This window comes from Vibrio sp. VPAP30, from assembly GCF_001188205.1.
Classification (GTDB): domain Bacteria; phylum Pseudomonadota; class Gammaproteobacteria; order Enterobacterales; family Vibrionaceae; genus Vibrio; species Vibrio bivalvicida.
Genome location: NZ_LBLS01000026.1, coordinates 376,655 through 401,389, shown reverse-complemented (window position 1 = coordinate 401,389; position 24,735 = coordinate 376,655). Strand labels below are relative to the sequence as shown.

The 24,735-nt window shown below is 43.4% G+C and carries 26 protein-coding genes; 16 read left to right on the top strand and 10 right to left on the bottom strand.

Annotated elements, in window-relative coordinates:
• Nucleotides 1-46: 46 nt before the first annotated feature.
• On the bottom strand, nucleotides 47-1,213 hold the full coding sequence (locus ZX61_RS12245; protein ID WP_049844903.1) for a D-alanyl-D-alanine carboxypeptidase family protein: 1,167 nt from the start codon (nucleotides 1,211-1,213) through the stop codon (nucleotides 47-49).
• A gap of 194 nt (nucleotides 1,214-1,407) precedes the next feature.
• On the bottom strand, nucleotides 1,408-1,773 hold the full coding sequence (locus ZX61_RS12240; RefSeq protein WP_049844902.1) for a hypothetical protein: 366 nt from the start codon (nucleotides 1,771-1,773) through the stop codon (nucleotides 1,408-1,410).
• A 471-nt stretch (nucleotides 1,774-2,244) separates the two neighbouring features.
• On the opposite strand from ZX61_RS12240, the gene ZX61_RS12235 reads away from it, so the two are divergent.
• Nucleotides 2,245-3,408 carry a threonine/serine exporter family protein gene (locus ZX61_RS12235; protein ID WP_049844901.1) on the top strand — a complete coding sequence of 388 codons (1,164 nt, stop codon included), beginning with the start codon at nucleotides 2,245-2,247 and terminating at the stop codon, nucleotides 3,406-3,408.
• Between the two features lie 43 nt (nucleotides 3,409-3,451).
• Here ZX61_RS12235 and ZX61_RS12230 read toward each other — a convergent pair whose 3' ends face one another.
• Complete coding sequence (locus ZX61_RS12230; RefSeq protein ID WP_049844900.1) at nucleotides 3,452-3,664, bottom strand: alternative ribosome-rescue factor A; 213 nt, start codon at nucleotides 3,662-3,664, stop codon at nucleotides 3,452-3,454.
• Nucleotides 3,665-4,018: 354 nt separating this feature from the next.
• Between ZX61_RS12230 and ZX61_RS12225 the strand changes: the two genes are divergently transcribed.
• From ZX61_RS12225 to ZX61_RS12215, 3 genes are all read left to right on the top strand, one after another.
• The gene (locus tag ZX61_RS12225) at nucleotides 4,019-4,228 is read left to right on the top strand and encodes a cold-shock protein (RefSeq protein WP_017034739.1); all 210 of its coding nucleotides are present in this window, start codon (nucleotides 4,019-4,021) and stop codon (nucleotides 4,226-4,228) included.
• A gap of 67 nt (nucleotides 4,229-4,295) precedes the next feature.
• Nucleotides 4,296-4,835, top strand: a complete 540-nt coding sequence (locus ZX61_RS12220; protein ID WP_049844899.1) for a YaeQ family protein — start codon at nucleotides 4,296-4,298, stop codon at nucleotides 4,833-4,835.
• Nucleotides 4,828-5,367: a hypothetical protein gene (locus ZX61_RS12215; RefSeq protein ID WP_049844898.1), complete on the top strand. Its 540-nt coding sequence runs from the start codon at nucleotides 4,828-4,830 to the stop codon at nucleotides 5,365-5,367. The genes ZX61_RS12220 and ZX61_RS12215 overlap by 8 nt, the downstream gene beginning before the upstream one ends.
• Nucleotides 5,368-5,438: 71 nt before the next feature.
• Here the strand turns inward: ZX61_RS12215 and hmpA are convergent, their stop codons facing one another.
• On the bottom strand, nucleotides 5,439-6,614 hold the full coding sequence (gene hmpA, locus ZX61_RS12210) for an NO-inducible flavohemoprotein (RefSeq protein WP_049844897.1): 1,176 nt from the start codon (nucleotides 6,612-6,614) through the stop codon (nucleotides 5,439-5,441).
• 251 nt (nucleotides 6,615-6,865) lie between these two features.
• Between hmpA and norR the strand changes: the two genes are divergently transcribed.
• From norR to ZX61_RS12175, 7 genes are all read left to right on the top strand, one after another.
• Nucleotides 6,866-8,452, top strand: a complete 1,587-nt coding sequence (gene norR, locus ZX61_RS12205) for a nitric oxide reductase transcriptional regulator NorR (RefSeq protein ID WP_049844896.1) — start codon at nucleotides 6,866-6,868, stop codon at nucleotides 8,450-8,452.
• Nucleotides 8,453-8,540: 88 nt separating this feature from the next.
• On the top strand, nucleotides 8,541-8,900 hold the full coding sequence (locus ZX61_RS12200; RefSeq protein ID WP_049844895.1) for a glutaredoxin family protein: 360 nt from the start codon (nucleotides 8,541-8,543) through the stop codon (nucleotides 8,898-8,900).
• Nucleotides 8,901-8,915: 15 nt separating this feature from the next.
• A complete protein-coding gene (locus ZX61_RS12195) occupies nucleotides 8,916-9,530 on the top strand; it encodes an HAD family hydrolase (RefSeq protein ID WP_049844894.1) in 615 nt (204 codons plus the stop codon).
• 180 nt (nucleotides 9,531-9,710) lie between these two features.
• Nucleotides 9,711-11,048 (top strand): MATE family efflux transporter, encoded by a 1,338-nt coding sequence (locus ZX61_RS12190; protein WP_049844893.1) that lies wholly within the window; start codon nucleotides 9,711-9,713, stop codon nucleotides 11,046-11,048.
• 205 nt (nucleotides 11,049-11,253) lie between these two features.
• Nucleotides 11,254-12,168 carry a DMT family transporter gene (locus ZX61_RS12185; RefSeq protein WP_049844892.1) on the top strand — a complete coding sequence of 305 codons (915 nt, stop codon included), beginning with the start codon at nucleotides 11,254-11,256 and terminating at the stop codon, nucleotides 12,166-12,168.
• 122 nt (nucleotides 12,169-12,290) lie between these two features.
• Complete coding sequence (locus ZX61_RS12180) at nucleotides 12,291-13,193, top strand: DMT family transporter (protein ID WP_200904236.1); 903 nt, start codon at nucleotides 12,291-12,293, stop codon at nucleotides 13,191-13,193.
• Nucleotides 13,194-13,232: 39 nt separating this feature from the next.
• Complete coding sequence (locus tag ZX61_RS12175) at nucleotides 13,233-13,832, top strand: glutaredoxin domain-containing protein (protein ID WP_049844890.1); 600 nt, start codon at nucleotides 13,233-13,235, stop codon at nucleotides 13,830-13,832.
• Between the two features lie 105 nt (nucleotides 13,833-13,937).
• On the opposite strand, the gene ZX61_RS24350 is transcribed toward ZX61_RS12175, so the two are convergent.
• From ZX61_RS24350 to ZX61_RS12165, 3 genes are all read right to left on the bottom strand, one after another.
• Nucleotides 13,938-14,075 carry a hypothetical protein gene (locus ZX61_RS24350; protein ID WP_167350313.1) on the bottom strand — a complete coding sequence of 46 codons (138 nt, stop codon included), beginning with the start codon at nucleotides 14,073-14,075 and terminating at the stop codon, nucleotides 13,938-13,940.
• An 80-nt stretch (nucleotides 14,076-14,155) separates the two neighbouring features.
• Entirely contained in the window at nucleotides 14,156-14,506 is a 351-nt protein-coding gene (locus tag ZX61_RS12170) for a hypothetical protein (protein ID WP_049844889.1), read from the bottom strand.
• Between the two features lie 51 nt (nucleotides 14,507-14,557).
• Nucleotides 14,558-15,736 carry a multidrug effflux MFS transporter gene (locus ZX61_RS12165; protein WP_049844888.1) on the bottom strand — a complete coding sequence of 393 codons (1,179 nt, stop codon included), beginning with the start codon at nucleotides 15,734-15,736 and terminating at the stop codon, nucleotides 14,558-14,560.
• Between the two features lie 109 nt (nucleotides 15,737-15,845).
• Between ZX61_RS12165 and ZX61_RS12160 the strand changes: the two genes are divergently transcribed.
• Nucleotides 15,846-16,727, top strand: a complete 882-nt coding sequence (locus ZX61_RS12160) for a LysR family transcriptional regulator (RefSeq protein ID WP_049844887.1) — start codon at nucleotides 15,846-15,848, stop codon at nucleotides 16,725-16,727.
• Nucleotides 16,728-16,850: 123 nt separating this feature from the next.
• Nucleotides 16,851-18,704: a putative bifunctional diguanylate cyclase/phosphodiesterase gene (locus ZX61_RS12155; RefSeq protein ID WP_049844886.1), complete on the top strand. Its 1,854-nt coding sequence runs from the start codon at nucleotides 16,851-16,853 to the stop codon at nucleotides 18,702-18,704.
• Nucleotides 18,705-18,740: 36 nt separating this feature from the next.
• Here the strand turns inward: ZX61_RS12155 and ZX61_RS12150 are convergent, their stop codons facing one another.
• Together ZX61_RS12150 and ZX61_RS12145 are read right to left on the bottom strand one after the other, a co-directional pair.
• The gene (locus tag ZX61_RS12150; protein WP_049844885.1) at nucleotides 18,741-19,205 is read right to left on the bottom strand and encodes a hypothetical protein; all 465 of its coding nucleotides are present in this window, start codon (nucleotides 19,203-19,205) and stop codon (nucleotides 18,741-18,743) included.
• Between the two features lie 59 nt (nucleotides 19,206-19,264).
• Nucleotides 19,265-19,777 (bottom strand): nicotinate-nicotinamide nucleotide adenylyltransferase, encoded by a 513-nt coding sequence (locus ZX61_RS12145; protein ID WP_049844884.1) that lies wholly within the window; start codon nucleotides 19,775-19,777, stop codon nucleotides 19,265-19,267.
• Between the two features lie 188 nt (nucleotides 19,778-19,965).
• On the opposite strand from ZX61_RS12145, the gene nadE reads away from it, so the two are divergent.
• Nucleotides 19,966-20,793 (top strand): ammonia-dependent NAD(+) synthetase, encoded by an 828-nt coding sequence (gene nadE / locus ZX61_RS12140; protein ID WP_049844883.1) that lies wholly within the window; start codon nucleotides 19,966-19,968, stop codon nucleotides 20,791-20,793.
• A gap of 45 nt (nucleotides 20,794-20,838) precedes the next feature.
• Here nadE and ZX61_RS12135 read toward each other — a convergent pair whose 3' ends face one another.
• The gene (locus ZX61_RS12135) at nucleotides 20,839-21,939 is read right to left on the bottom strand and encodes a 1-acyl-sn-glycerol-3-phosphate acyltransferase (protein WP_049844882.1); all 1,101 of its coding nucleotides are present in this window, start codon (nucleotides 21,937-21,939) and stop codon (nucleotides 20,839-20,841) included.
• A gap of 188 nt (nucleotides 21,940-22,127) precedes the next feature.
• Between ZX61_RS12135 and ZX61_RS12130 the strand changes: the two genes are divergently transcribed.
• Nucleotides 22,128-22,730 carry a hypothetical protein gene (locus ZX61_RS12130; protein WP_049844881.1) on the top strand — a complete coding sequence of 201 codons (603 nt, stop codon included), beginning with the start codon at nucleotides 22,128-22,130 and terminating at the stop codon, nucleotides 22,728-22,730.
• Between the two features lie 94 nt (nucleotides 22,731-22,824).
• Nucleotides 22,825-24,693: a methyl-accepting chemotaxis protein gene (locus ZX61_RS12125; protein ID WP_049844880.1), complete on the top strand. Its 1,869-nt coding sequence runs from the start codon at nucleotides 22,825-22,827 to the stop codon at nucleotides 24,691-24,693.
• The last annotated feature ends 42 nt before the right edge of the window (nucleotides 24,694-24,735 follow it).

Here is a 24,735-nt window from a genome sequence, read left to right as displayed (position 1 = left end):
ACGAAAAGAGGATGCCTAGTGCATCCTCTTCTTAGTTTAAGTTGATTTAGAACCAACTTGAGATTAAGCGCTTAAACCAATCGAGCAATTTCTTGAACAAACTGCCTTCTTCAACGTCTTGTTGGGCAATCAGTGTGGCACTTGCCACCTCTTCTCCGTCTACACTGTAGATAACCTGACCAACGGCATCCCCTTGATTAATTGGTGCAATGAGTTCTTCGTTGTACTCAATCTCCGCTTTAAGTTTTTTTGCGTCACCTTTAGGTAGTGTAATCAGAACCTGCTCAGAAACACCGACAGGCACAAGCTCTGCACTGCCCATCCAAACTTTTGCTTCAGCCAATGTTTCGGTTACTTTTGATGGCGAAACCGTGTCGAAAAATCTAAAACCATAACTCAGTAGCTGTTTACTTTCGGATTCTCGACTTTTTGTGCTATTTGAACCCATAACAACCGAAATCAAACGCATGTCACCATTGGTTGCCGATGTTGCCAAGCTATAACCAGCCCCACTTGTATAACCTGTTTTCATGCCATCGACGTTCATGCTTCTATCTCTTAGCAAACCATTACGATTGTATTGCGTAATGCCATTATAGGTATAAGAGGTTTCACTATATAGCGAGTAGATCTCGGGCAAATCGCGGATGATTGCCTGGCTTAGTAGAGCAATGTCATGAGGTGTTGAGTACAGACCATCACTATCTAAGCCATGTGGATTTGTATAACCGGTGTTTTCAAGACCAAGCTTTTGCGACCAACTATTCATTAGGCCAACAAAAGCGCCTTCGCTGCCTGCAACATGTTCAGCAATCGCCACACTGGCGTCGTTACCAGATTGAACAATCAAGCCACGATACAGATCGATCAATGACACATCTGTACCTACTTCAATAAACATTTTTGAAGAGTCAGGGAAATTCTTCGCCCACGCCTTACGACTGATACGAACTTTGTCATCTAAAGCAATATTACCACTCTTAACTTCTTGCCCTGCCACGTAGGCTGTCATCAATTTGGTTAAGCTTGCTGGGTTTAACTTTTTGTTGGCGTTTTTCTCTACCAACACATCACCAGTATGGTAATCAATCAGGATATACCCTTTGGAACCCAATGTTGGTGGATCAGGAATTATGGTTGGCGCTGCAAACGCAGCAAATGAAAGAGAAAGTGTCGAAAGAACCGCTGTGTTTGTTAGAAAACGCGTTGTCATGATATGCGACGTCTCACTTTGAATGGTTTAGTTACGACCTCAGTATAGACAAGCTTGCAATAGAATCAGCAGCTTTGACATCAATCGTTACTATTGAGTAAGGATTTTTGTAAATATCTTAATATACGCAATATATAGGCACAAAAAACCAGCGCCTAGCACGCTGGTTTATGAAATCTTTAGCTGAGTTTTTACTACGCCGCTTTAAGCTCTTGTTGAGCTTGCTGCTTGGCCATTAACCTTTCTCTGTGAACAAACCAAGCATAGGTTGCGACGATAGAGAAGAACAAGTACGACAGCGCAAACACGAACGGTGAGCTAATTAACTCTTGTGACATGCCCCACGATACACCTGCGACAGTAATAGCAATTTTCGAGAACAGACCACAGATAAGTAGTAGTAGAGCCAATTGAGGAAAGCGGCTGCTTCGGAATGCAAACCAGTAGCAACTACCTACAGCCATTGTTGAGATATACAGGCCAAGCAAGAATGAATGAAGATGTTCTGCCGACGCTACACCTGCAGTAATAGACACCATAAATAGAATAAATAGTTTCATTTTTTCGCCTCGCTTTTAAAAACTAGAAAAAGCATCCTTTCATTTCTGCAAACTCATTTTGCGTATATTTTCGCCCATTTAGAGCGAAATTCAAGCGATATTTGAATCGATTTATTACACAGAATTCATATGAACAACCAATGTTAATTCATTGTTAAATAATTATTTTAAAAGAACTCTTTGCTGGTCAGGAGTTAAAGCATTAACTCGAAAGGTGTCGTTTTACTTATTACATTTAAATAACATTTGTTACACTTTAAAATAATTCAATATATGTGAAATAAGGCACTAAATGTGTCGCCAATTTTCAGCATTTAACTGATTAAAAACTTAGTTTCCGAAAATCAATGCATAATCGAGCGAAAAGTCAGTAATTTTGTGTGAGCTTAGCCACTGTTCCCTACTTTGTGACTCGTCTCCAAGAAGGCGCTCTGATACCTTTGCGTCACAAATTATTATGTATCACATGCCATGCCTTCCCAGTACCGAATTAAGAAGATTGTAGAGATCGGCGATACTCTTCACCGCAGCGGCTGCGCCCCTTATAAGCTAGAAAAATACACTCAGTTCTACGCGCGTAAACACGGTGTGGATGTCATGATCCAAGCGACTCCCACTACGGTTAACTATCAGTTTCCTGATGACAACAATGCAGTTGTGATGAAACGACACCAGCCCGCTTCAATTAATTTGAGTTTGCTCGCAAATACGATTATTCGAATTAATCAACCCAGCAGTGAACCTGTACCCGAGCCCGTGGGCTATCCGAAATGGGTGATCGCTTTAGCAAATATGGGGATTCCACCCGCATATCTTATGCTTGTGGGCAGTACTTTGGATGCTGTTCTGTTTTCTGCATTGTTAGGGTTTATGGTTTGGGGCGCTCAGCAGGTTTGTAAAGCTCGTCGCTCTATTGCGGTTGAGTTTATCGCCGCACTTGTGACTGGAATGCTAGTTGCTTGGTTTGCAAGCACTGGTGCGGCAGTACCAGTATGGGCTTTATGTATAGCTGCGATTGTTCTCTTTGTTCCCGGACTTTCTATCGCTAACTCATTAGAGTGTCTCGCATTTAATGACTTAGTGTCAGGGACCAGTTTGTTGGGTCAAAGCGCACTAACGCTGATAAAGCTGTTTGTTGGCATAGTGATGGGGCTCAGTATTGGTGAAGCGATTTGGGGGCAAGCGGAATCATTAGAATACACAAATGAAGTACCGTTTGGGCTCCATGTGTTTGGCCTTTTCCTCATATCTATATCATTGGGAATAATTTTTAATGCCCGTCCAACAGACATCTTGCTTGGATTACCAGTCGCTGCACTGGGTATGTGGGGGCCATTCTATTTAGGTTTTGAAAGTGGATGGGTGGTCGGAACTTGGATCACCACAGTTCTAATAACCCTATATGGCACCTGGGTCGCGAAAAAGATGGATTTAACGGGTTCTATCTATATTGTGCAAGGGATCATTATTCTTGTCCCTGGGAGTCGAGTGCTCGTCAGTGCCAGCCAGTCGGTATTCGAACAATCTGTACTACCCATCCCTAGTATTGGCCTCTCGGCTCTATTCATGTTCTCGGCGATCGTCGCAGGCCAAATCACCGCCTACTCTATTTACTCTCCTAAGATTGAGAGATAGTCGAACAATCAAACAAGAAAAAGCCCTATTCAAATTCCGCTGACTAAGCGGCTTTTGAATAGGGCTCTTTGCCCTTGTGCTTCATGTTACGTTGATAACTGCCTTTACCTTTTTTCGCTTTTTCAACTTTCGCCCGGTAAAGCTTACTTGTTACCATCGCTTTTAATGCGTTGTCTTTTACCTGGCCTCTTCCCAACTCGACATCACTAATGAGGCAAACCTCATCGATATCGGCTGTGCGTTTTTTCTTAGCCATACAGCCTCCAAAAATTAATGATCAAATACTAGCCAATACGTACTAAAACCGTACGATCCACTAGCCAAACGAATGTTACACTATTTATACGCCAATCAGTAATATTTTCGAAACTATACCTAGCGCAAATTTCTAGTGAAAACACAATATTTAACTGTACATAGCTCCTTATTTTTATTGACTTAGTTGCACTTCGCTTTACACTAGATCGCAGCTAGAAAACGGTTCTTGTCTAATTTCGCCGTTTCGTTAGATTACTTGAGTATCTGCCGTAACGTCGTACGCAATAGCAATCTCCTTTTCCACGCTATCGGTGCCGTATGGCTTTTACAAGATTTATCAAGGGTATATATTATGTCTAACACTGTTACTGGTACAGTTAAATGGTTCAACGAAACTAAAGGTTTTGGTTTCATCCAGCAAGAAAACGGCCCAGACGTTTTCGCACACTTCTCTGCAATCACTGGCGACGGTTTCAAAACTCTTGTTGAAGGTCAAAAAGTTGAGTTTGTAGTTACTACAGGTCAAAAAGGCCCACAAGCTGAGAACATCAAAGTACTTTAATTCTTTAGTACTAAAGTTTTACAATAGCCAGCATTACGCTGGCTATTTTTTTATGTAAGTAAGGCTCATGGCTCTTAAACCGACTATCTATAAGTTCCGAATTTCTCTTTCTGATACCAACCGCGATCTGTATGACTCAACACAGCTCACCGTCGCGCAGCATCCGTCTGAAACTGTGCCTCGTATGATGGCACGCATACTGGCTTTTTGTGTTAAATGGCAACCTGATTTAGCACTTACTAAAGGCTTATCGACTACAGAAGAACCCGATCTATGGGTAAAGTCTCTTGATGACCAAATTCAACTTTGGGTTGATATTGGAGAACCATCGTTAGATCGCATTAAAAAAGCATGCCGCTTGGCTAAAAAGGTCGACGTATTCTCGTTCAACAGTAAATCAGACGTTTGGTGGGAGCAGACAAAGAATAAAGCTCACCAATACGATGCGAGCATTTACCGATTTGATTGGGATAGCATTGAAGCACTCTCAGAAGTGATTGAGCGCAGTATGGATCTGTCTGTGATGATCACCGGAGATAGCTTATTCGTTGATTCAGACAAAGGCTCATTTGAAATTTCTCTAGAGAGCTTACAGTCTAATGACTGATTTACACCAGCAGCTTAAAGTCATTGGTGCTGACACGCTGCCGTCAGTGAAACATCAAACCAAGGCGTGGCTGCTGTTATGTCAGATTCACTCACCCATATTTGAAAAAGCGCAACGCAACAAACCAGATAGCCCAGAGGTTCACCACCTTCTTGGCATTCTAACCAAAGCTCACATAGAAGCGAGCAGCTATGTGGAGTCGAATGCTGATTCGATACAAGCTATGTATCAAGCATTCAATGATAACTTGGGTACAGAGTACACTTCCAAGTTTGAAGAACAAGGAGTGGATCAGTTGGTCCTTTCGACGCATTTGTGGCTTTATCTACAAGGTTATTTGAAACTTGATTTTAGCCTTGCCAATGATCACGCACTCAACACAGCCGAGCTTGTATCTTCAATTAATAAGTATGATATTCAATCCCTAAGAACTGAGTATTTACAAAGCTACTATTTAGGGTTAGAACGCTCACCCATAGAAACAACTGGCTCAGTAAACCCATTTACTTGGTTGAAAAGACTTTTTAGTTAAGTAGGGCTTACTCGCAGCAATAACTGATAAACAAAATGGCCCTCAAGGAGGGCCATATGTGATTTAGAAATTTAGAGGTAGGTGTGTGGACCAAATACTTCGTAGTGAATTCGGTCACGCCCAACACCAAGTGCCTCAAGCTGACGTACAACAGACTCCATAAAGCCCACCGGGCCGCATAAATAGAAATCTGCACTACCAAGCGGCAGTTCTTTTGCTACTAAATTCAGATCAAGCTCACCCGAGAAGTCAGCACTCGCTTGGTTTAAGTACCAAGTAAAACGCTTCCAGCTGTTCTGCTGTACAAGCTGCGTTGTTTCTTCCTTGAAGGTATGTTGATTTTGGTCGTTACAAGCATAGAGAACGCTCACATCTTTCTTACCCTGTGAGGCTAGGGTTTGCATCATAGATTGAATTGGCGTTGCCCCTACTCCCGCTGAAATGAGCACGACTGGCTTCTGCTTTTCTTGATAGTAGAAGTCACCCGCAGGTGCGTATAGGCTAACCTTATCTCCCTCGTTTACTTCATCATGTAAGAAGTTAGATACCAAGCCAATGTGCTCACCCACTTCACGCTTAACCGAAATACGATAATCTTTACCATTTGGTTTTTGTGACAAAGAGTATTGTCGAATCTCATTGTATTCACCCTGACTTGGTTTTAACTCAATACCAATATATTGACCGGGTTGGTAATCTAACACCTCACCCCCATCTTCTGGCGCCAAAATAAAACTTGTCACTAGCTCTGATTCCGGTTTTTTTTCCTTGACGACAAAGTTACGCGCATTCTGCCATCCACCAACCGCTTGTTTACGTTGAAGGTACAGCTCTCCTTCACGATCAATGAATACTTGAGCAAGGAACAGGTAAGCGGCGGTCCATGCTTCTTCCACCTCTGGAGTAAAGGCTTCTGTCGCCAACTCTCTTAGTGTTTCAATTAGGTGATGACCAACAACTTGGTAGTGCTCTGCTTGAATATTAAAGCTAGTATGTTTGTGAGCAATACGCTCAACGGCTGACGTCAGCACCTCCAAGTTTTCAATATTTTTTGCGTAAGCCGCAACCGCTTCAAAAAGAGCAACACCTTGGCGACCCGTTTTCTGATGCGTCATATTAAAGATGTCTTTTAGCTCTGGATTGTGGCTAAACATTCTTTGATAGAAGTGCTGCGTCAATGCTGGGCCAGCTGACTCTAGTAGTGGGATGGTGCTCTTTACGACTTCGATATGTTGATTGTTAAGCATTGAGACTTTCTCCTCAGTAGTTATCATTAGTTATCTTTGTTTTTATATCCGTTAAAAGCACGAAATGTGCCAACTGAATAACACCTTAAATTGCTAGTTTTTCAACCATTTTTCACTTTCATCAAGTCATTAAGACACTCTTCATATATGTCATATTGACTTATATATGTTGCATTGCCGCACACAGTGTGATTAATTTAGCGACATTCCATTTTTCTTAGGCTCTGCCTCTGGCTGCTGTTGGTAATTTTATGCAAGATATCTCGATCTCCACCCTTATTGATATGACGATTGGACTCGCACGTGGCGACAATGACCAAGATCGATTCAACAACCTACTAGATGCGATTCGTAAATCGATTCAATGTGATAGTGTTGCCCTACTGTCACTACAGGGAGAGACATTAGTCCCATTGGCGATTCAAGGCTTAACCCGAGATACACTTGGCCGTCGCTTTAAGATAGACGAGCATCCACGGTTTGCCCGTATCTGTGGGTCAAAAACCGCGGTCAGGTTCGATGCCGATAGTCATTTACCCGATCCATTTGACAATTTATTACTTGATTACGATGGTGATTTACCTATGCATTCGTGCATGGGGCTTCCCTTATTTTATGCCGATAAACTGCTAGGCGTTCTTACGCTCGATAGCTTAACCCCTGGTGTGTTTGAGCAATTTCCAACTCGCAGCCTAGATGCACTCTCGGCAATCGCGGCATCTACGTTGAAAGTTGCTTTAACGGTAAGTCAGTTAGAGCAGCAGGCGAAACAAACTCAGCAGCGCTTTGAAGAGTTGAATGAAGATGCGTGGGATCGAGACGGTGGCGAAATCATCGGTGATAGTTCTGCAATGCAAGCTCTGAAAGCCGATATAGAGGTGGTTGCTCCTTCTAACTTTAATATTTTGATCCACGGTGAGACGGGTGTGGGCAAAGAACTTGTCGCTCGTAGCCTGCATCACCTATCACCTCGAAAAAAACAGCCTTTGGTATATGTTAACTGCGCCGCCATTCCAGAGAATTTAGTGGAAAGCGAATTGTTCGGGCACGTTAAAGGGGCATTCACTGGCGCAGATAAATCCCGTATGGGTAAATTTGCCTTAGCCGATGGTGGAACACTGTTCTTAGATGAGATAGGTGAACTTCCCCTCGCTGCGCAAAGTAAAATTCTGCGTGCATTGCAAAACAACGAAATTCAACCTGTAGGGCAAGATAAAGTTGAAACGATCGATGTACGCGTATTAGCTGCTACCAATCGAGATTTAAAAGAAGAAGTCTCACAAGGACATTTTCGTTCAGACCTCTATCACCGTTTGAGTGTTTATCCAATTACGGTCCCTTCACTACGCGAACGAAACGGGGACATCGTACTTCTTGCTGGTTATTTCCTAGAGCAGGCAAGACGTAAACTCGGCATCGTACAAATCAAGCTGGGTAAAGATGCCCAGTTTGTTCTCTCTCGATACAACTGGCCGGGCAATGTACGTGAATTAGAGCATGTTATTAACCGCGCAGCACTGAAAGCTCGCGCCCGTGGCAAAAATGGCAAGCTGATTACCGTCTCTGTCGAAGATATTGGTGAGTTGCAGTCAATTGTGAGTAACAACGATACGCTCCAAGACTCGCCAAGTGCCCAAACTGAACTAGGCACCTCTGTAGGACTACGTGAAGCTACGGAGGAATACCAACGAAAAATAATCATATCAGCCTTGACGGACGCCGAGTTTAACTGGGCCAAAGCGGCTCGTTCATTGAAAACGGATCGTGCCAACCTAACACGTCTCGCTAAACGTCTGGGCATCGAGGTGACCAAAAAACACCAGCTAAGGATTAGCTGAGCTTTTGAGATTTAAGATTGTTCACATCTCGGTTACAATGCGTAACGTAAATGTCATCTGAACATAGAATTATATAAATAGGATTGTTATGAAGTTTATCCGCTGGTTTTTAGGACGCGTTATCCTACTGCTCAACTTTGTATTTTCACCTAGGGGCGTTAAACGCTCTAGCGATGCTCAACAACAAGTTGATGCAAAAGCACAGTCACTGGCACTGTATCAGTTCGAAGCTTGCCCTTTCTGTGTAAAAGTACGTCGTGCGATGAAGCGCCAATCAGTCAATTTTGATCTTCGCGATGCAAAGAATGATAAGACGCACCGCGCAGAGTTACATGAAGGCGGCGGTAAAGTGAAGGTACCATGCCTAAGAATCGAAAAAGATGGTGCCGTACAGTGGATGTATGAATCATCTGATATTGTTGCGTACTTGGAGCAAGAGTTCGCATAAGCAAAAGGAACGTCTATGTCATATATACCTTTGAATATTTGCCATATCAAAGCGATTGTTTTTGATTTGGATAATACTCTGGTTAGCTCTGATATGGACTTCCGCTGGTTAAGAGAGCAAGTCGGCTGCCCGCTAGACAAAGATTTGCTCTCTTTTGTTGACCAAATCGAGTGCGAACAAACTTCTCAACAAGCAAACGCACTGATTCTTCAGCATGAGTTAGACGACGCAAATTCATCGTATCCCATGCCCGGGTGCCAATCACTTATTAGCTTTATTCATTCAAATCAGTTGCTCACCGCTATCATTACCCGAAATTGTGCCCAAGCGGCTGCACAAAAAATACTACACAATGAGCTACGTATTCGGCGTGTTATTACTCGAGAGCACTTTCCTCCTAAGCCAGCTCCCGACTCTTTAGTCTCACTCACGCATGAATGGAACCTAGAACGACATCAAATCCTTTATGTCGGTGATCATCTATACGATTTGCAGGCTGCTTTCAATGCAGATATGCCATCTTGTTTAATCACGCATGGCAAACCGAGTGAATTCGATACTTACGCATCTTTAGTCGTAGAGCAGTTAGATGACTTAGAGCAGGTTTTAGCTCTTTCTCTTACACAATGACGCTCAGAAATTAGGCATATGCTCAGCGTTTGAGTGGCTTACCCTATTTTCCCATTCACTATTAATTTTCACTCAGACTTGAAATACCGCCGATGCGTAACGATGTATAGGGGAACACGTTGCTGTTATGCAACCTATAGAATCGATAACTGGTCTGAATGACCCCAGCGACAATATACTATGACGACAACTACACAAGAAACAGCACTTCCACTTGGGCAACAGCTATTTAAAATGACTTGGCCGATGGTATTTGGCGTTTTGTCTATTATGAGCTTTCAGCTTGTAGATAGTGCGTTTATCGGCCAACTAGGCATTCTTCCCCTAGCCGCCCAAGGTTTTACACTACCCATTCAAATGGTAATTATCGGTATTCAAGTTGGTCTAGGGATTGCGACGACCGCTGTCATTGCCAAAGCGATTGGAGCAAATCAACAGAGATATGCAAAACAGCTCGGCGGTCTTGTTATTGCTATGGGGAGTATTGGTGTCGCACTGTTTTCTGTTCTTATCTATCTTGTGCGTGAGCCCATTCTATCGTTGCTCAGTGCACCAGAAAGCGTACTTCCTATTATCGATAGCTACTGGATTTATTGGTTGGTTAGCGCTTGGGTCGGTGCGGTACTTTATTTCTTCTACAGTGTATGTCGAGCAAATGGTAACACCATGCTTCCGGGCACTATGATGATGGTAACCAGTCTACTTAACTTAGTTCTGGATCCAATTTTTATCTTTACACTCGATATGGGAATCAATGGCGCGGCTATAGCAACCATTCTTGCCTTTGGTATCGGTATCCTGATTGTTGCACCTAAAGTCACCCGTAAACACTGGATGAGTTTTGACTGGAGCGATTTGCACGTCATTAGTAGTGTTCGCTCTATAGGCAATATCATGGGGCCGGCAATGATCAGCCAATTACTTCCACCTTTGTCATCAATGCTAGCCACCAAACTTTTAGCAAGTTATGGTACTGCTGCCGTTGCGGCTTGGGCACTAGGATCTCGCTTTGAGTTTTTCGCGATTGTCTCGGTTCTCGCACTGACCATGTCAATGCCTCCTATGGTTGGTAAACTGCTAGGAGCGAACAATCTAGTGGATATTCGTAGGCTCGTTGTGATCGCTTGTAAATTTGTCCTTGGCTTTCAGGTCCTTATTGCGACTATCGCGTTACTCACTTCAAATGGGCTCGCTGTACTTATGACAAGCGAATCAGAAGTTGAAACCATTTTAAATTACCACCTAGCGATTGTCCCTTTCAGTCTTGGTCCACTAGGAGTTTGTATGTTGATGGTTTCGATATCGAATGCGCTAGGTAAGTCATACACAGCGTTAACCATCTCGGCGTTACGTTTATTCGCGTTTTACTTACCTTGTCTATGGTTAGGCGCTGAGCTTGGTGGTATCCAAGGTCTATTCTGGGGGGCATTCGGTGGCAATATCTTAGCGGGTATTTGCGCTTGGAGCATGTACCAAAGAGCACTGGGCCAAATCGAACACAAACTGCAATCTGCGTAATTTGTTGATTGCAATCTCTGGCATATGTCGATAGTCTAAAAAATCACCACATAGGAATAATTATGAAATTTGCATTTACCTACCTTTGGCTCCTCCTCGTTAATGCCTGTAGCTGGTAGGTAAATCCCTGTCTGGCTGCGAGAATCGTAGCCAGCGCACCTCCTTTCTCGTAGCCCCCCCCTCTTAAAGAAAGGATACGAGAAACATGACTGAAGAAACCCAAGTCACCCCCTCAGAAACTGCATCACTATCTCAAGTTGGAATTTTGCTTGCCCTAGCGGGTTGCGTTCTCTTTTCTATAAAACCTATCTTGGTAAAAGTCGCATACCAATATGGTGGTGATGCCACTTCAATCATGACTTTGCGCGCATTTAGCTCCTTACCACTCTATTTTTTGATGTTTCTCTACTTGTGCAGACACAAAGAAAACAGAAATAGAGTAAAAAAGTATGGCCTAAAGGCCGCAGCGATTGGAGTGATCGGCTACTACTTGGCGAGCTTTCTCGATATTGCCGCCCTCCAGTTTATTACTGCCCAACTAGAGCGGTTACTGATCTTCTTGTTCCCTACCTTTGTTGTTCTAATCAGTTGGGCTTTGTATCAGCAGAGACCAAGTCGAACAGTGATCCTCTCAGCCTGTATCGGCTACTTAGGGATAGGCTTTATTGTTGTACATGACTTCAACACATTGGGTAAATCCGTGCTGCTTGGTAGCTTACTCGCAGTCGCTTCTGCGCTGGTGTTTGCGTTTTACTTAGTATGGAGTAAACCACTGATTGGTCATCTGGGCAGCTCACTATTCACTAGTATTGGAATGGGCAGTGCTGGGTTGACGATCATGGTCCATTTAGCTTTGAGTGGTTCCACCATTTCAGACTGGAGCAGAGAACTGATCACAACGGGTGTGCTACTTGGAATATTTTGCACGGTTCTGCCTTCCTACTTAGTCGCCGCTGCAATGGCAAGGCTGACACCTACCACACTTAGCTTAACCAGCAATGTTGGCCCCGCGATCACCGCAGGTATCGCCGTGGTAGTTCTCGATGAGACCTTTACAATCTGGCATGCACTTGGCCTCATCCTTGTGGTTACCTCTGTCTATACCTTGAATAGGAAGTGACGGAGATGTTCAAAACGGCTGAATCATTCGAAGAATTTGTCTAGAACGATCAAATTCGTCGGGTGACCTGAGCTAAATTACATCGTATGATTCAGCTTATCTATTTTTCAGACACTTATATCATGAGCACCCAAAACCACCATCCACTTCAAAGCGCTAGCTGGATGCTAAGCGCAGGACTAGCTTTTGCCATCGTAAACAGCTTAGCTCAAATGGCGAGTATCAATTACGGTCTTTCATCGACCACTGTTGCTCTTATTCAATATGCAATTGCGCTTGTGGTAATTCTTCCCTACTTGAAAACACTTGGGATCAAACAGTCATTACGTACGCAGAATCTGGGTATGCACATCTTACGCGTTTTTTTAGCGGTGATTGGTATTCAGCTCTGGCTATGGGCGCTGGCTTATCCCGTTCCTATTTGGCAAGGCATCGCGCTGCTTATGACCTCTCCTCTGTTTGCCACCATTGGATCTGGTTTGTTTCTCAAAGAAAGAGTTGGCTTAGCTCGTTGGGGAGCAACCATCACCGGCTTTATTGGCGCAATGATAATTCTTGAGCCGTGGGCTGATGACTTTAGCTGGGCGACACTACTTCCAGTAGGGGCGGCGTTCTTTTGGGCTTGTTATGCTCTCATGGTGAAGAAGCTTTCCTCTCAGGATTCACCTTCAACTATGGTGGTGTATCTGCTGATATTGATCACTCCATTTAATGTTTTACTGGCGATTCCAGACTGGCAGATTCCAAGCGGTGGCACGTTGTGGTTAATCTTGATTGCTGCGGGCACGATGACAGCGCTTGCCCAGTGGGCTATTGTTAAAGCATATTCCGTCGCCGACGCCTCATTTGTTCAACCCTTTGATCACGCTAAACTTCCGCTTAATGTACTCGCTGGATGGATGGTTTTTGGTTGGGTTCCACCGGGTAGGCTATGGCTTGGTGCAGCAATTATCATAGCGTCAGTAGCCTTTATTACCCGTTGGGAAGCAAAAAAGCCGAAAGCACTGAAAGAATTTTCGAGTTAACTCGTTCTAATAAGTCATAGCTTTTACGGAGAGATCTCTATGACACAACCAATCAAATTAACACTTTATCGCTGGGCTGGCAGTTGGGGACCATTTAAGGTCAATATCCCTTGCGGGGAATGTACTCTGACCAAAGATATACTTAAAGATACCTTTGAAAATGAGCTTGCTGGTATACCGGTAGAACTTGAAGTGAAAGATTGGCTCTCTCATTGGTGGGAACCGCTAAAAGTAGGAGCATGGCACGCACCTATTCTTATGGTCGAAGGAAAAGTAGTTAGCCAAGGAGAAGCACTCAACCGTGGTGTGTTAGTACAATCGGTGATTCAAGAGTGGACAAAACACGACACACTCAAAGGTAATATCGTTTACGGTAAGGCAACCTGCCCCTACTGCGTCAAAGCGAAGAAAACCTTGGATGAAGCGGGAATCGATTACCAATACTATGACGTAGTAAAAGACAGCGCTGCACTCTACCGAATGATTCCTGAAGTAAAAGCGCACATTGGAGAAAAAACACCTGTGACCGTGCCACAAATCTGGTTAGATGGTCATTACATTGGTGGTGCGGATAACTTAACCGCTTGGGTTGAAGAGAGAGGACTAACCACTGTGCCTGATAACGTGGTTTCTCTTTAGGTTAGAGCTACAAAAATAACAAAGCCCCGCTTTTGATAAAGCGGGGCTTTGTTTTGAAGAGCCAAAACAAGCAACCTGCATGGCTCAACGAAAATTCTCTTGCACTTACGCGCTGGTCACTTTTTTCATCATACGCTTGATGAAGGTGCTCTTTTTCGCTTTAGGCTTACCATAAAGTGCATCTTGCATGGCTTGCTTTGCGATCATCTGACCTAGATATGCGTTGCCTAATTCGTGATTCATGATTATCTCCTCAAAGTCTAAATGTGATTTTAATCACAAATAAAATAAAAACAAGATCTAAATCACATTATTTTCAACCATTAACCGCGTTTTGGTTGTTGATAGGTTTTTCCTGCCACTTGGTAAGTGTCTTTACGCTTAACATCAAACATCACATCAAAGAACCAAGCAACAAAACGAATCACATCATCACCTTCATCCATGACGTGCTCGACAAATTCTTGCTCTTCGCCTTGTTCATTGGTCTGTACAGTGATGTGATAAATACGCTTTGCTTCGTCGACTTCAGCCAGAGCAAACTGACCTGTCAATGACAGTGCTGCCTCAGCGATCTCTTGATCTTCACTTGCTTTCAAAACTTCCAAGGCTTGTGGCAAGTTTTCTTTTTCACATAGTAACTTTACCAGTGTTTCAAAATCTTTTAGTTCCATTGATTTCATCTCAAAATAGAAATTTTCGGGCATTGTATACCCATAGCGCTATCAAGCAAACTTTTGCTGTGCGACAAGCATCTTTTTCGAGAACAACAACACCAAGCCCATCGTAGTCGCCGAAATTAAATAGAACACTCCCATACTCATTTGACTATTGACCCAGTTCTCAACGAGATAACCTCCTAGCACCCCCGATAAACACATTTGCACCGCTCCTGACAACGCAGACACTGAACCTGCCTGCCTTTTATGTGGTTCGAGCAACATGCTAATTGAAATTGGTGTTGCCAAACCTTGGGCAATTGTCAACAGGGTAAATGCCCACACTAGGTTAAACAAGGTCACTTCAGTCACTAGCAACCACAGTCCAGCGATCATCATGGTTGAAATTGCCAGCCCAAGTATTTGCTTGGTATTAAGATAACGGTTGACTACATTAAGCAGTAAGCTGCCCATCATTAACCCACCAGATGGGATGATCATCACTGAACCGTATTCAGCTGCCGTCAAGCCTAATTGATGCTGCAAGATGAATGGCATAACAGATAAGGATACAACACAAGTGAGATAAGTGACCCAGTTATAGCTCGCACTTGAAATTACCTGCTTGTTCTTCACCAGTGCTCCGTAGTTCTTAATAACATTCAATAAGTTGAAGCGTGTCTTGCCATAAGTCATGGTTTCAGGAAGAACAAAATAACCAAGGGTAAAGATCGCTATCAAGTAGAGCAAAACAAACACAAACACAGCTTCCCACCCTAGATAAAAGGCGATCCAGCCTCCCATAACAGGCGCGATGATTGGCATGATGGAAGCGGTAATTGAAATGTAGGATAACGCTTTAGTGAGCTGTGCGCCTTCATAACTGTCACGCAAGACACTTCGGCCTAAGACAGACGCGCTGCCAGCGCCTAAACCTTGTAAAAAACGGCCTAATATCAAGATAGTTAAGTTGTCAGCAAACGCGATACACAAAACTGTCGCAGCCAAGTAAATCCCCTGACCAAGTATAAAAACTGGGCGTCGACCAATTGCATCAGATAAAGGACCGTAAAATAGCTGAGATAGGCCAAACGCAACAAGAAAAACAGTGACAAGGAGTTGTACATCAGCTTGGCCAACATTAAGGCTATTGCTGATCAATGGCAGCGAAGGAAGATAGATGCTGACCCCAACCTGACCAGTAGCAATGATCATCATCGCTAACAAAATGGGTGTTTTCTTCATAGCACCTCCTCATTCAACAGTGATGCCAGTTTAAATTATCCACTAACTAATGATAATATACCGCTATGGAAAGTAATTAGTTCCAGATAAGAAATAATAAGGTGGTATGATGGATTGGATTCAGAGTGTTCAAAGTTATATTCGTGTTGTTGATGAAGGCAGTTTTAATGGTGCAGCAAGAACTCTTAATACCACCAGCTCTGCCATCAGTAAACGTATTCATTGGCTAGAAGAACGCATCGGTGTTCAGTTGCTAAAACGAACCACTCGTTCCGTGACACAAACTGAAGCGGGTGCGCTGTTCTATGAACGCGCCAAAGTTCAACTTGATGGTTGGCAGTCGATTGTTGATGAAACCCGATCAGTATCTCAGACACCAGCAGGATTGCTAAAGATTGGCGCGACACTTGCGGTTGGATCTAAATTCTTGGTTCAATACCTAAATGATTTTTTGCAGATGTATCCCGACATCCGCATTCAACTTATCACAACCACTCCCGGTCAATTACCGACACTGAGTTTGGATCTGTTTATCAGCCGAGAGATTGAGCAACTAAACTCACTCAGTTTCAAAGCCACTCCACTTTTTGAGCATCGAGCCGGATTCTATGCCTCACCAGGCTACATAAAGCAATTTGGTGAACCGCAAGACTATCGCGATCTTACTCAGCACAATATGTTAGTTTGGGGCGAGAGAACTCAACGTGAGATTTGCTTGACCAATGGGCAAAAGATTGTGCTCAATGGCAATTTTGCCACATCCAATCCAGAAGCACTTTTTTACGCAGCCAAAAGTGGCATGGGATTACTTTTGACTAATGACGTGATGATCAAAGAGGATCTTAAGCTTGGCGCTTTACAACGTATCTTACCCGATATAACTGCTGACGAAGCAACAGTTTACGCCTACTACCCAAAACTTGACTATCAGCATACTCGTACTCAATTATTTCTAGACTACTTGAAAGAACGCCTTTCTAATCAACAATAGCACCATTTTCCAGACAGAAAGTCATATTTGTCATTTGCATTAATATGCGACTCGTACCATATTTAATTAGTAACTAGACCAACAATTAAGTGATACAAATCACAATAACAGTGAGTTACCGTTATGGTTAGGACAACGTCAGTACAGAACTCGTTGAGCATCGAGACGATTAACGAAACTCTGAGCTTGGATGGGCTAGAACTACTGAACAAAGCGACGTTAGAACTTCAGTATTACTCTGACTCGTTTTGTACATGCATTATTGAACTCGACCAATTTACCAATAGATCAACCCTATTGGCATCTTCTAGTGGCGTTAAATTGCAACGAAACGATTATCTTGCGCCTCTCACTCACAGTACCTGTACTTTCGTAGTTAAGTCTAATCAAGACTACATCATCTGTACGTCCGACGCTCAGCGCCTGCACCCTAACGAACAATATATTACTGAACACAATATTGAGTCTTACTTAGCCATACCATTGAAAACCCATAACGGCGAGGTACTCGGTATTCTTCTCTCTGCTTACACAAGCGCGATTAAGTCCGAGGAGAAGCAAGACCTTATTTATAGCCATAAGCTTTTTGCCAATATTGTCACTCACAACCTTAAATCAAAATGGTTAACGGCCCGCTCTGAAACGCTCGTTGACCAATTAAGCTATGAAGTCTCCCATGACAACCTCACAGGGCTACTGAATCGAAGCTATCTGTCAGATAGGTTAGAAAGATTAAGTGAAACGCAAAACATTCCTTTCACCCTCGCCTATTTGGACATCGATAACTTTAAATCAATCAATGATCTATATGGCAACTATATTGGTGATCAGATCATCAAATTTGTTGCCAATACGATCAAAAGAACAATAGAAGACGAACAGTTTGCATTTAGAATCGCAGGGGATGAGTTCGCCTTTATCACTCAAGCGGGTGATCCGTTTAAAATCTGCCACGCCATTATTGAGAATCTAGAAAAGGGATATCAAGATCCTGTACATAAAATTAAATTCACCACAAGTATTGGCTTAGCGAAAAATAATAATCAAAGCCTAACAGCTGACCAAATTATTTTAAACGCAAGCCTAGCACTTAAAGACTGCAAGCAATCTCGTCACTTGCAAGTTCAGTGCTACGATACTCACTTAAGTGCACAATATTACCGACGAGCACTTATCATTGATGCACTGCGGACGGAACTTGCCAAAGAAAGCGTCAGCGACAGTGAATTGTACGTTGCAGTTCAGCCGATTGTTGAACGAAATAGCAATCAATGGAACTACTTTGAAGTCTTAGCTCGTTGGCAAAGCCATGCACTGGGTACTATCTCTCCGCTAGAGTTTATTGAAGCCGCTGAACAATCTGGCTTAATAGTTGTACTAGGAGAGCATATCGTTGAATTGGCTTGTAAAGCTAAACTAGCATTAGAAAAAGGCTTAGGACATGATGTACAACTGAGCCTCAATTGCTCAGCTCATGAACTGCAGAATTCAAGCCGTTACTTACAGCACCTGCTAGATACCATTAAGCGTTTTGGTTTTAAACCCGATGAGTTTACTATCGAGCTTACAGAGACTGTTCTTCTCTCTCAAACAGAAGAAATGAAAAAAATACTCTGCAAACTGCGCTTCCTCGGATTTAAAGTGGCGTTGGATGACTTCGGTACCGGGTATTCGAGTCTTAACTACATCCATAGTTATCCGATCGATTGCATCAAAATAGACGCCACCTTTATTCGAAATATGCACACCAATGAGACGGCGGAACGTGTTGTGTGGCTAATTGTTCAACTTGCCAAACAATTGAACGTATCATTAGTTGCAGAAGGTGTTGAAGATCAAGACGCTCTTGAGAAGCTCTATGATATGGGCTGTACCCAGATCCAAGGATACTATTTTTCAAAACCTGACACGCCACAAAATATCATTCAACAAAGTTTCGAACGCATTACACAGCAACAGCAAGTCTCTAATGGATAAGCGTGAAAAACTAATTATGGAGGAAGAGCTAGCCGACTAGAATGGCACCTCCACCTGCATCATAAAATCACCGTCATACTGCTCGTGCCATCGGTAATCGAGTCGCATACGTGGCGTTCCTGCGTCTAAATCACCAAAGCCCAAGCTAAGCTGTAGTCCATGACTTTTGATCCAGTTTTCTGCACTCATGTCTGCGAGGTGTTCTTCCAACTCATTCGGTACCCAGACTCCAACACCAAAGTGTTTAGACGATGCACTATTGGTTGAAATAAGAGGGGTTGTGTCATTGCTAATCAGCCAGTCTGACCAATATGAGGAGTGATCATCGCTTTGCTCTGCAAGGGTAAGGTCCATGAAGACTTCATTTGACGTATCAGTTTCTATATCAAAGTCAAAAGCCGAGACGCAAGGATGGTTAGCACCAGCAAGTAGCAAAGAATGTGAAGCTCCGTCTCCTTGGTACAACACACACGCCGTAGAAAATGGAGAGAACGATAACATTACACATATCATTCCACACTTTAACATTCACGCCTCAAATATATAGTACAAAGTCCTATTTAATAATACTCCTTTTCGAGCAATTTACGTAAAACTTTTGTAGTAACAAGATGTGACACGTCCTTTTTCTGCTCAAGTCCTCTACGAATATCAGTGCTTCTCACTTGAACCTTTTCAGGGCAGCACATTATAGACCAACGCTTAACGATCTCGTCTGCTTTATAAAATTTGGCAAAGCTAAACAAGTTATCTGGCCCCAGCACAAACGTCAGTTCACTATCAGGGTACTGAGCTTCTACTGCCTCAAGCACCGCAAAGGTTGTTACGCTGTTCTCTGGTGAATAAAGAGATTCCTCGATAGTTGAACGCTCAATATTGCTCACGTCCAAGTCTTCAATAAAGGCATCGACTAACTCACATCGCTCAGCGTAATCGAGCATTTTCTTACCCCAAGCATGAGCAATACTTGGTAACAGCAATACCCGATCAAAATGGGCTAAAGATTCAATCACACTTTTGTGGCCTAGGCTTGGTGGGTTAAAAGCGCTTCCAAATACAGCAATTTTGCTCATTTTATTCATTCACTCTGTATTGAAAACTGTGATCACAGTTTTCTAATTCCTTGATTGCGGTATGATATAGGTCTGTGACTTTAACACGTTCACTTCAGCATAAATATGCCATGCTGAGGTTGACCTGTTAAGGCTACCAATTTTTATTGCCCAATTTTAAACTACATTGCTTGCAGGAAGGAAACATAATGGAACAGTTGATTCGCGATGAAATGCGCGTTCTGCCGTCGATCGACCCTCACTTTGAGGTTACCCGTCGTGTCGACTTTATTAAGCGAAAACTTCAAGAAGCAGGATGCAAATCTTTAGTGCTTGGTATTAGTGGTGGTGTTGATTCAACAACCTGTGGTCGCTTAGCGCAACTTGCTGTTGATCAATTAAATGAAGAATCAAATGGTGGCTACCAGTTCATTGCAGTTCGACTACCGTATGGTGAACAAAAAGACGAAGACGAAGCACAACTTGCCCTTCAGTTCATCCAGCCATCGCAATCTGTTTCTGTCAATATAAAGGCGGGAGTCGACGGCCTACACGCGGCAAGCCACACAGCATTAGAAAATACTGGCCTACTCCCACAAGACAACGCTAAAGTCGATTTTGTGAAAGGTAACGTGAAAGCACGCGCTCGTATGGTTGCCCAATATGAGATCGCTGGCTATGTTGGCGGGTTAGTGATTGGTACTGATCACTCTGCAGAAAACATAACTGGCTTCTACACCAAGTTTGGTGATGGCGCTTGTGACCTTGCCCCTCTATTTGGTCTAAGCAAACGTCAAGTACGCGAAGTAGGCGCGACACTAGGCGCACCTGAATTATTGGTTAAAAAGGTTCCTACAGCGGACTTAGAAGAGTTAGCCCCACAAAAAGCCGACGAAGACGCGCTTAATCTAACCTATGAGCAAATAGATGACTTCTTAGAAGGTAAGCCTGTTTCTGAAGAAGTGACAGAGCGCTTAATTCATATTTATAAGGTGACCCAGCACAAACGCCAGCCAATTCCAACAATTTACGACTAGCACACAAACAAAATAGCCTCTCAATCGAGAGGCTATTTCCTGTTTCTACGGGCGATTTTTTACCGGATTAGCGTAACTAGCCACTAAGAATGGCTGCGCACCTTGTGGTAATAAGTTGAGCTTTTCAGCCATTGTCGCTTTCACATCATCGTTCACGTCTTCATTACCTGCAGCAAGCTCATTGATTGGGAACAGTTTGTAATTCGCGTGCACCTGACGATCAATTTCTTCGGCAAGTGCTTCTGGTGTTTCAAAATCTTGTTCAATTACATCACCAAAACCAACATGTACATGACCTTTATCACCGACAATACCTTGAATGATACTCTCGATATCTTCAAACTCCCCTTTCTCGTAGCTACCGACCGAGTCTTTGGCATGCAACTCAAGCGCTTTAGCGATGTCACATGGATCGTTCTCGTATGAAATCGCGACAGGAACAATTTTTAATGACTTGATGTATTCAGGGAATGAGAGCTTTTGCTTGCGTCCTTCGACATGGAACATCTTTAAAATGGCTGGATCGGTAAAGTCATTACCATCTTTCGCTCGGCCCTCTTTTTGCGCTATCCAAATAGAGTGACCTGTCTCGAGAGAATGCTTGATATAACCAGACAAAGTACCTAGTGTTTTCATCATTTCACGCGGCCCTTTCGCCGAACGTTTCACAATGAAACTCTTATTAAGCTTCATCAACTCTGTTGCACAAGGCTTCTTTAGTAAGTTGTCGCCAATCGCAATACGAACAGTTTTGTGCCCACTTTGGAACAGGCCGTAGTTAACCAGTGCTGGATCCATTGCAATATCACGGTGATTGGAAACGAACAGGTAAGCTTGCTCGGGATCGAGCTTGTCCAAACCACTGTACGTCACGCCTTGGGTTGTCGACTTAAGAGTCTGATCAAGATACTTCTTCACTTCTAACTGAATAGTTTCAACGGAATTCAGCTTTGACCATTTCATCTTTAAGTAGATCTTAACTAAAGGCGACATGAGCGTCTTAAACCAACCTGCGTGGTTTGAAAAGCGGTGCTGCAAAATCGCACTGATGAATTCTTCATCGTTGACTAAGCGGTCAATTGCCGCTGGAATTTCGTCATCATTGTAAGGACGAATTTCAATAAATGGGTCGGTGTTTGTCGTCATTATTTTATACATTAGGTAAAAAGCTGGACTATTCTACGCATAGAAACCGTTCTTGGCAGCTATAGTTCTCTCAGATTCGTGAAGGTCAGACCAGCTCATTTATCGGAATTTGCGTCATCTCCTGCACAAAGTTGGCTTTTTTTCCAATAAACGTTAATCTTAGCGGCCCGAAATTAGAGATGAACCTCATGCACTACGCTATTTCTTTCCAGTCTGAACTTAACGAATTTCTTGTCTGTACTCCACGTAAGAAGTCGCTAAAACATCAACTTATCAGCGTTAAGCAAGGTTTGGTGTTAGTCAAGCTTGGAAAGATAGAATATACGCTTGAGCCAGGGCAGTCTTTCTGGCTTCCTTGCGAGACACTAACTTCACTGAGCTATACACCAAATACTATCACAAATATTGTGGCTGTTTCCTCACGCGTCGCTGGACGTTTTCCTAAGCAAGCGGGCTACATTAACGCAAATGCGTTGCTAACGGCCTTGCTCAATCGTTTAGATGAACTCAAACCTAAACGTGAAGAGCAGATCGACTTGCTTAAAGTGGTACAAACAGAACTCACCGCGCTCAAGCCCGAATTGAAAACAACGAAATACACTCAGCAAGTTAATCAATGGCAGGTAGAGCAGTCGTCTAGCTTATCCAATGAACTAAAGTTGGTGCTACTTGTAAGAGAAGCCAACAAGCAACTGCAGTCGGGTAAAAAGCGTCCTGTTGTCGTAGATTCGCTATTTAATGGTGACGACACATTATTCACTAACCTAGAGCAAACAGTCCTAGGTCGCTAATTGATATAAAAGTTCTAGTTTTTACTGGCTGAATACCCATTTCATAACTATAGATCTATAAGTATTTGCTTTATTTATAGATGAGGATCGTGAAATGAAATTCAGCCATAAGATTGTGGCCGCTTCGTCTGTCTTGCTTTTAGCGACTGTCACCCTTTTAACTCTGCAGCAATACCATACCGTCAAAAGCGAAATTAAGACGCAAGTTACCTCGAGTGTAACCGAGATTGTAGACGGTGTCCGAAATACTACCGCCGCTGAAATTTATGGACGCAAAGCCATCGCAGAGTACGCTACAAGTATGCTCGAAGTGGATTTATCTCCTGACGCAGTCTCATCTGTTATCACTCGCCCTATTGTTAAAGACACCTTTCTACTAGCAGGTTTGGGCTTTGAGAAAGATGGTTCCAACATCAACAATGATCCTTCGTGGAATCCAGGGCCGACTTGGGATCCAAGAGTGCGCCCTTGGTACATTGATGCTAAGAACTCGGGGAAACTCGTTATTACAGCTCCCTACGCGGACTCGGCAACCGGAGAAATTCTTGTTTCGATTGCAACGCCCGTACGTGAAAACGGCCAATTCATAGGGGCCATTTTTTACGATGTGAGCCTTGCAGCACTTGCTGAAGTGGTAAATAAGGTGCAGTTGTTCGATGCTGGCTATGTGTTTATTGTCGCCGGCGATGGTACAACCATTGCCCACCCTACCACCGAGTTTAATGGCAAGCCTATGTCCGACTATCTGGGCAACGCGCCGATCCAAGATGACCCACAACAAGCAATGATCGATGGTAAAGCTTACACGCTCGATTTTTCAAAAGTACCCGGAGAAGACTGGTATATTGGGGTCGTCCTTGATGAAGAAGTGGCGTATCAATCTTTAGCAGATCTCCGTAACAGCTCTATCATTTACACCATAATTGCCTTGGTCATCAGTATCGTTATTTTACTAGTGCTGATTAAAACTCTTATGCGCCCACTCGACACGCTCGGCGATGCCATTCAAGATGTTGCGACAGGTCAAGGGGATTTAACCAAGCGACTCGATACTAATACTGACCAAGAGTTCTCAACACTGGCGTCTGGGTTTAACGAGTTTACCGGAACACTTCAGCAGCTCATTACTCAATCAAAAGCAATTGGTGAAGAGATTTTACGCGGCTCAGAAATGACCTCTATGGGGCTACAAGAGTCTGCATCAGCCATGCAAGACCAACTTCATGAACTCGAACAGCTCGCAACGGCAATGCACGAAATGGCGACTACTTCAGGTGATGTTGCCAATAACGCTCAAGGTGCCGCCGCCGCCGCCCGTGAAGCAGATGAAGCCACCAGTACAGGTACGGCAGTCGTCAGTGAAACGACTCATGCTATCGACAATTTATCGCAAAAAATCGACGAAGCAGTCGAAGAAGTAAAAGTCTTAGAATCAGCGACAGATAATATTGAAACCATCTTGAAGGTGATAAACGACATCGCAGACCAAACCAACCTACTCGCCCTTAACGCAGCGATTGAGGCCGCCCGTGCTGGTGAGTCTGGTCGAGGGTTCGCGGTAGTTGCAGACGAGGTTAGAACCTTAGCGCAGCGCACTCAGGAGTCAACAACTGAAATACGCAATATGATTGAGCAACTGCAAGCAGGCGCGAGTTCAGTATCGAACGCAATGAATATGAGTAAGAGTACCGCGACGACTGCTGTAGAGCGCGCTCAAGAAGCTAACGTGGCATTGGAAAGTATTCGCGATGCGATTCAACAAATCAGTGATATGAATATTCAAATCGCTTCTGCCGCAGAAGAGCAAAGCTTAGTTGCCGAGGAAATCAACGGCAATACAGTGAAGATCAAAGACCTCTCCACTCAAGTGGCAGACGCGGCTGAAAACGCCAATATAGCTATGCAAGCGCAAACAGAAAATATTCGAGAGCAAGACTCTATCTTGAATAAGTTTACTGTTTAATCAAGATTAGATAGCAAAACGCGCACGGCTTAGCTTGTGCGC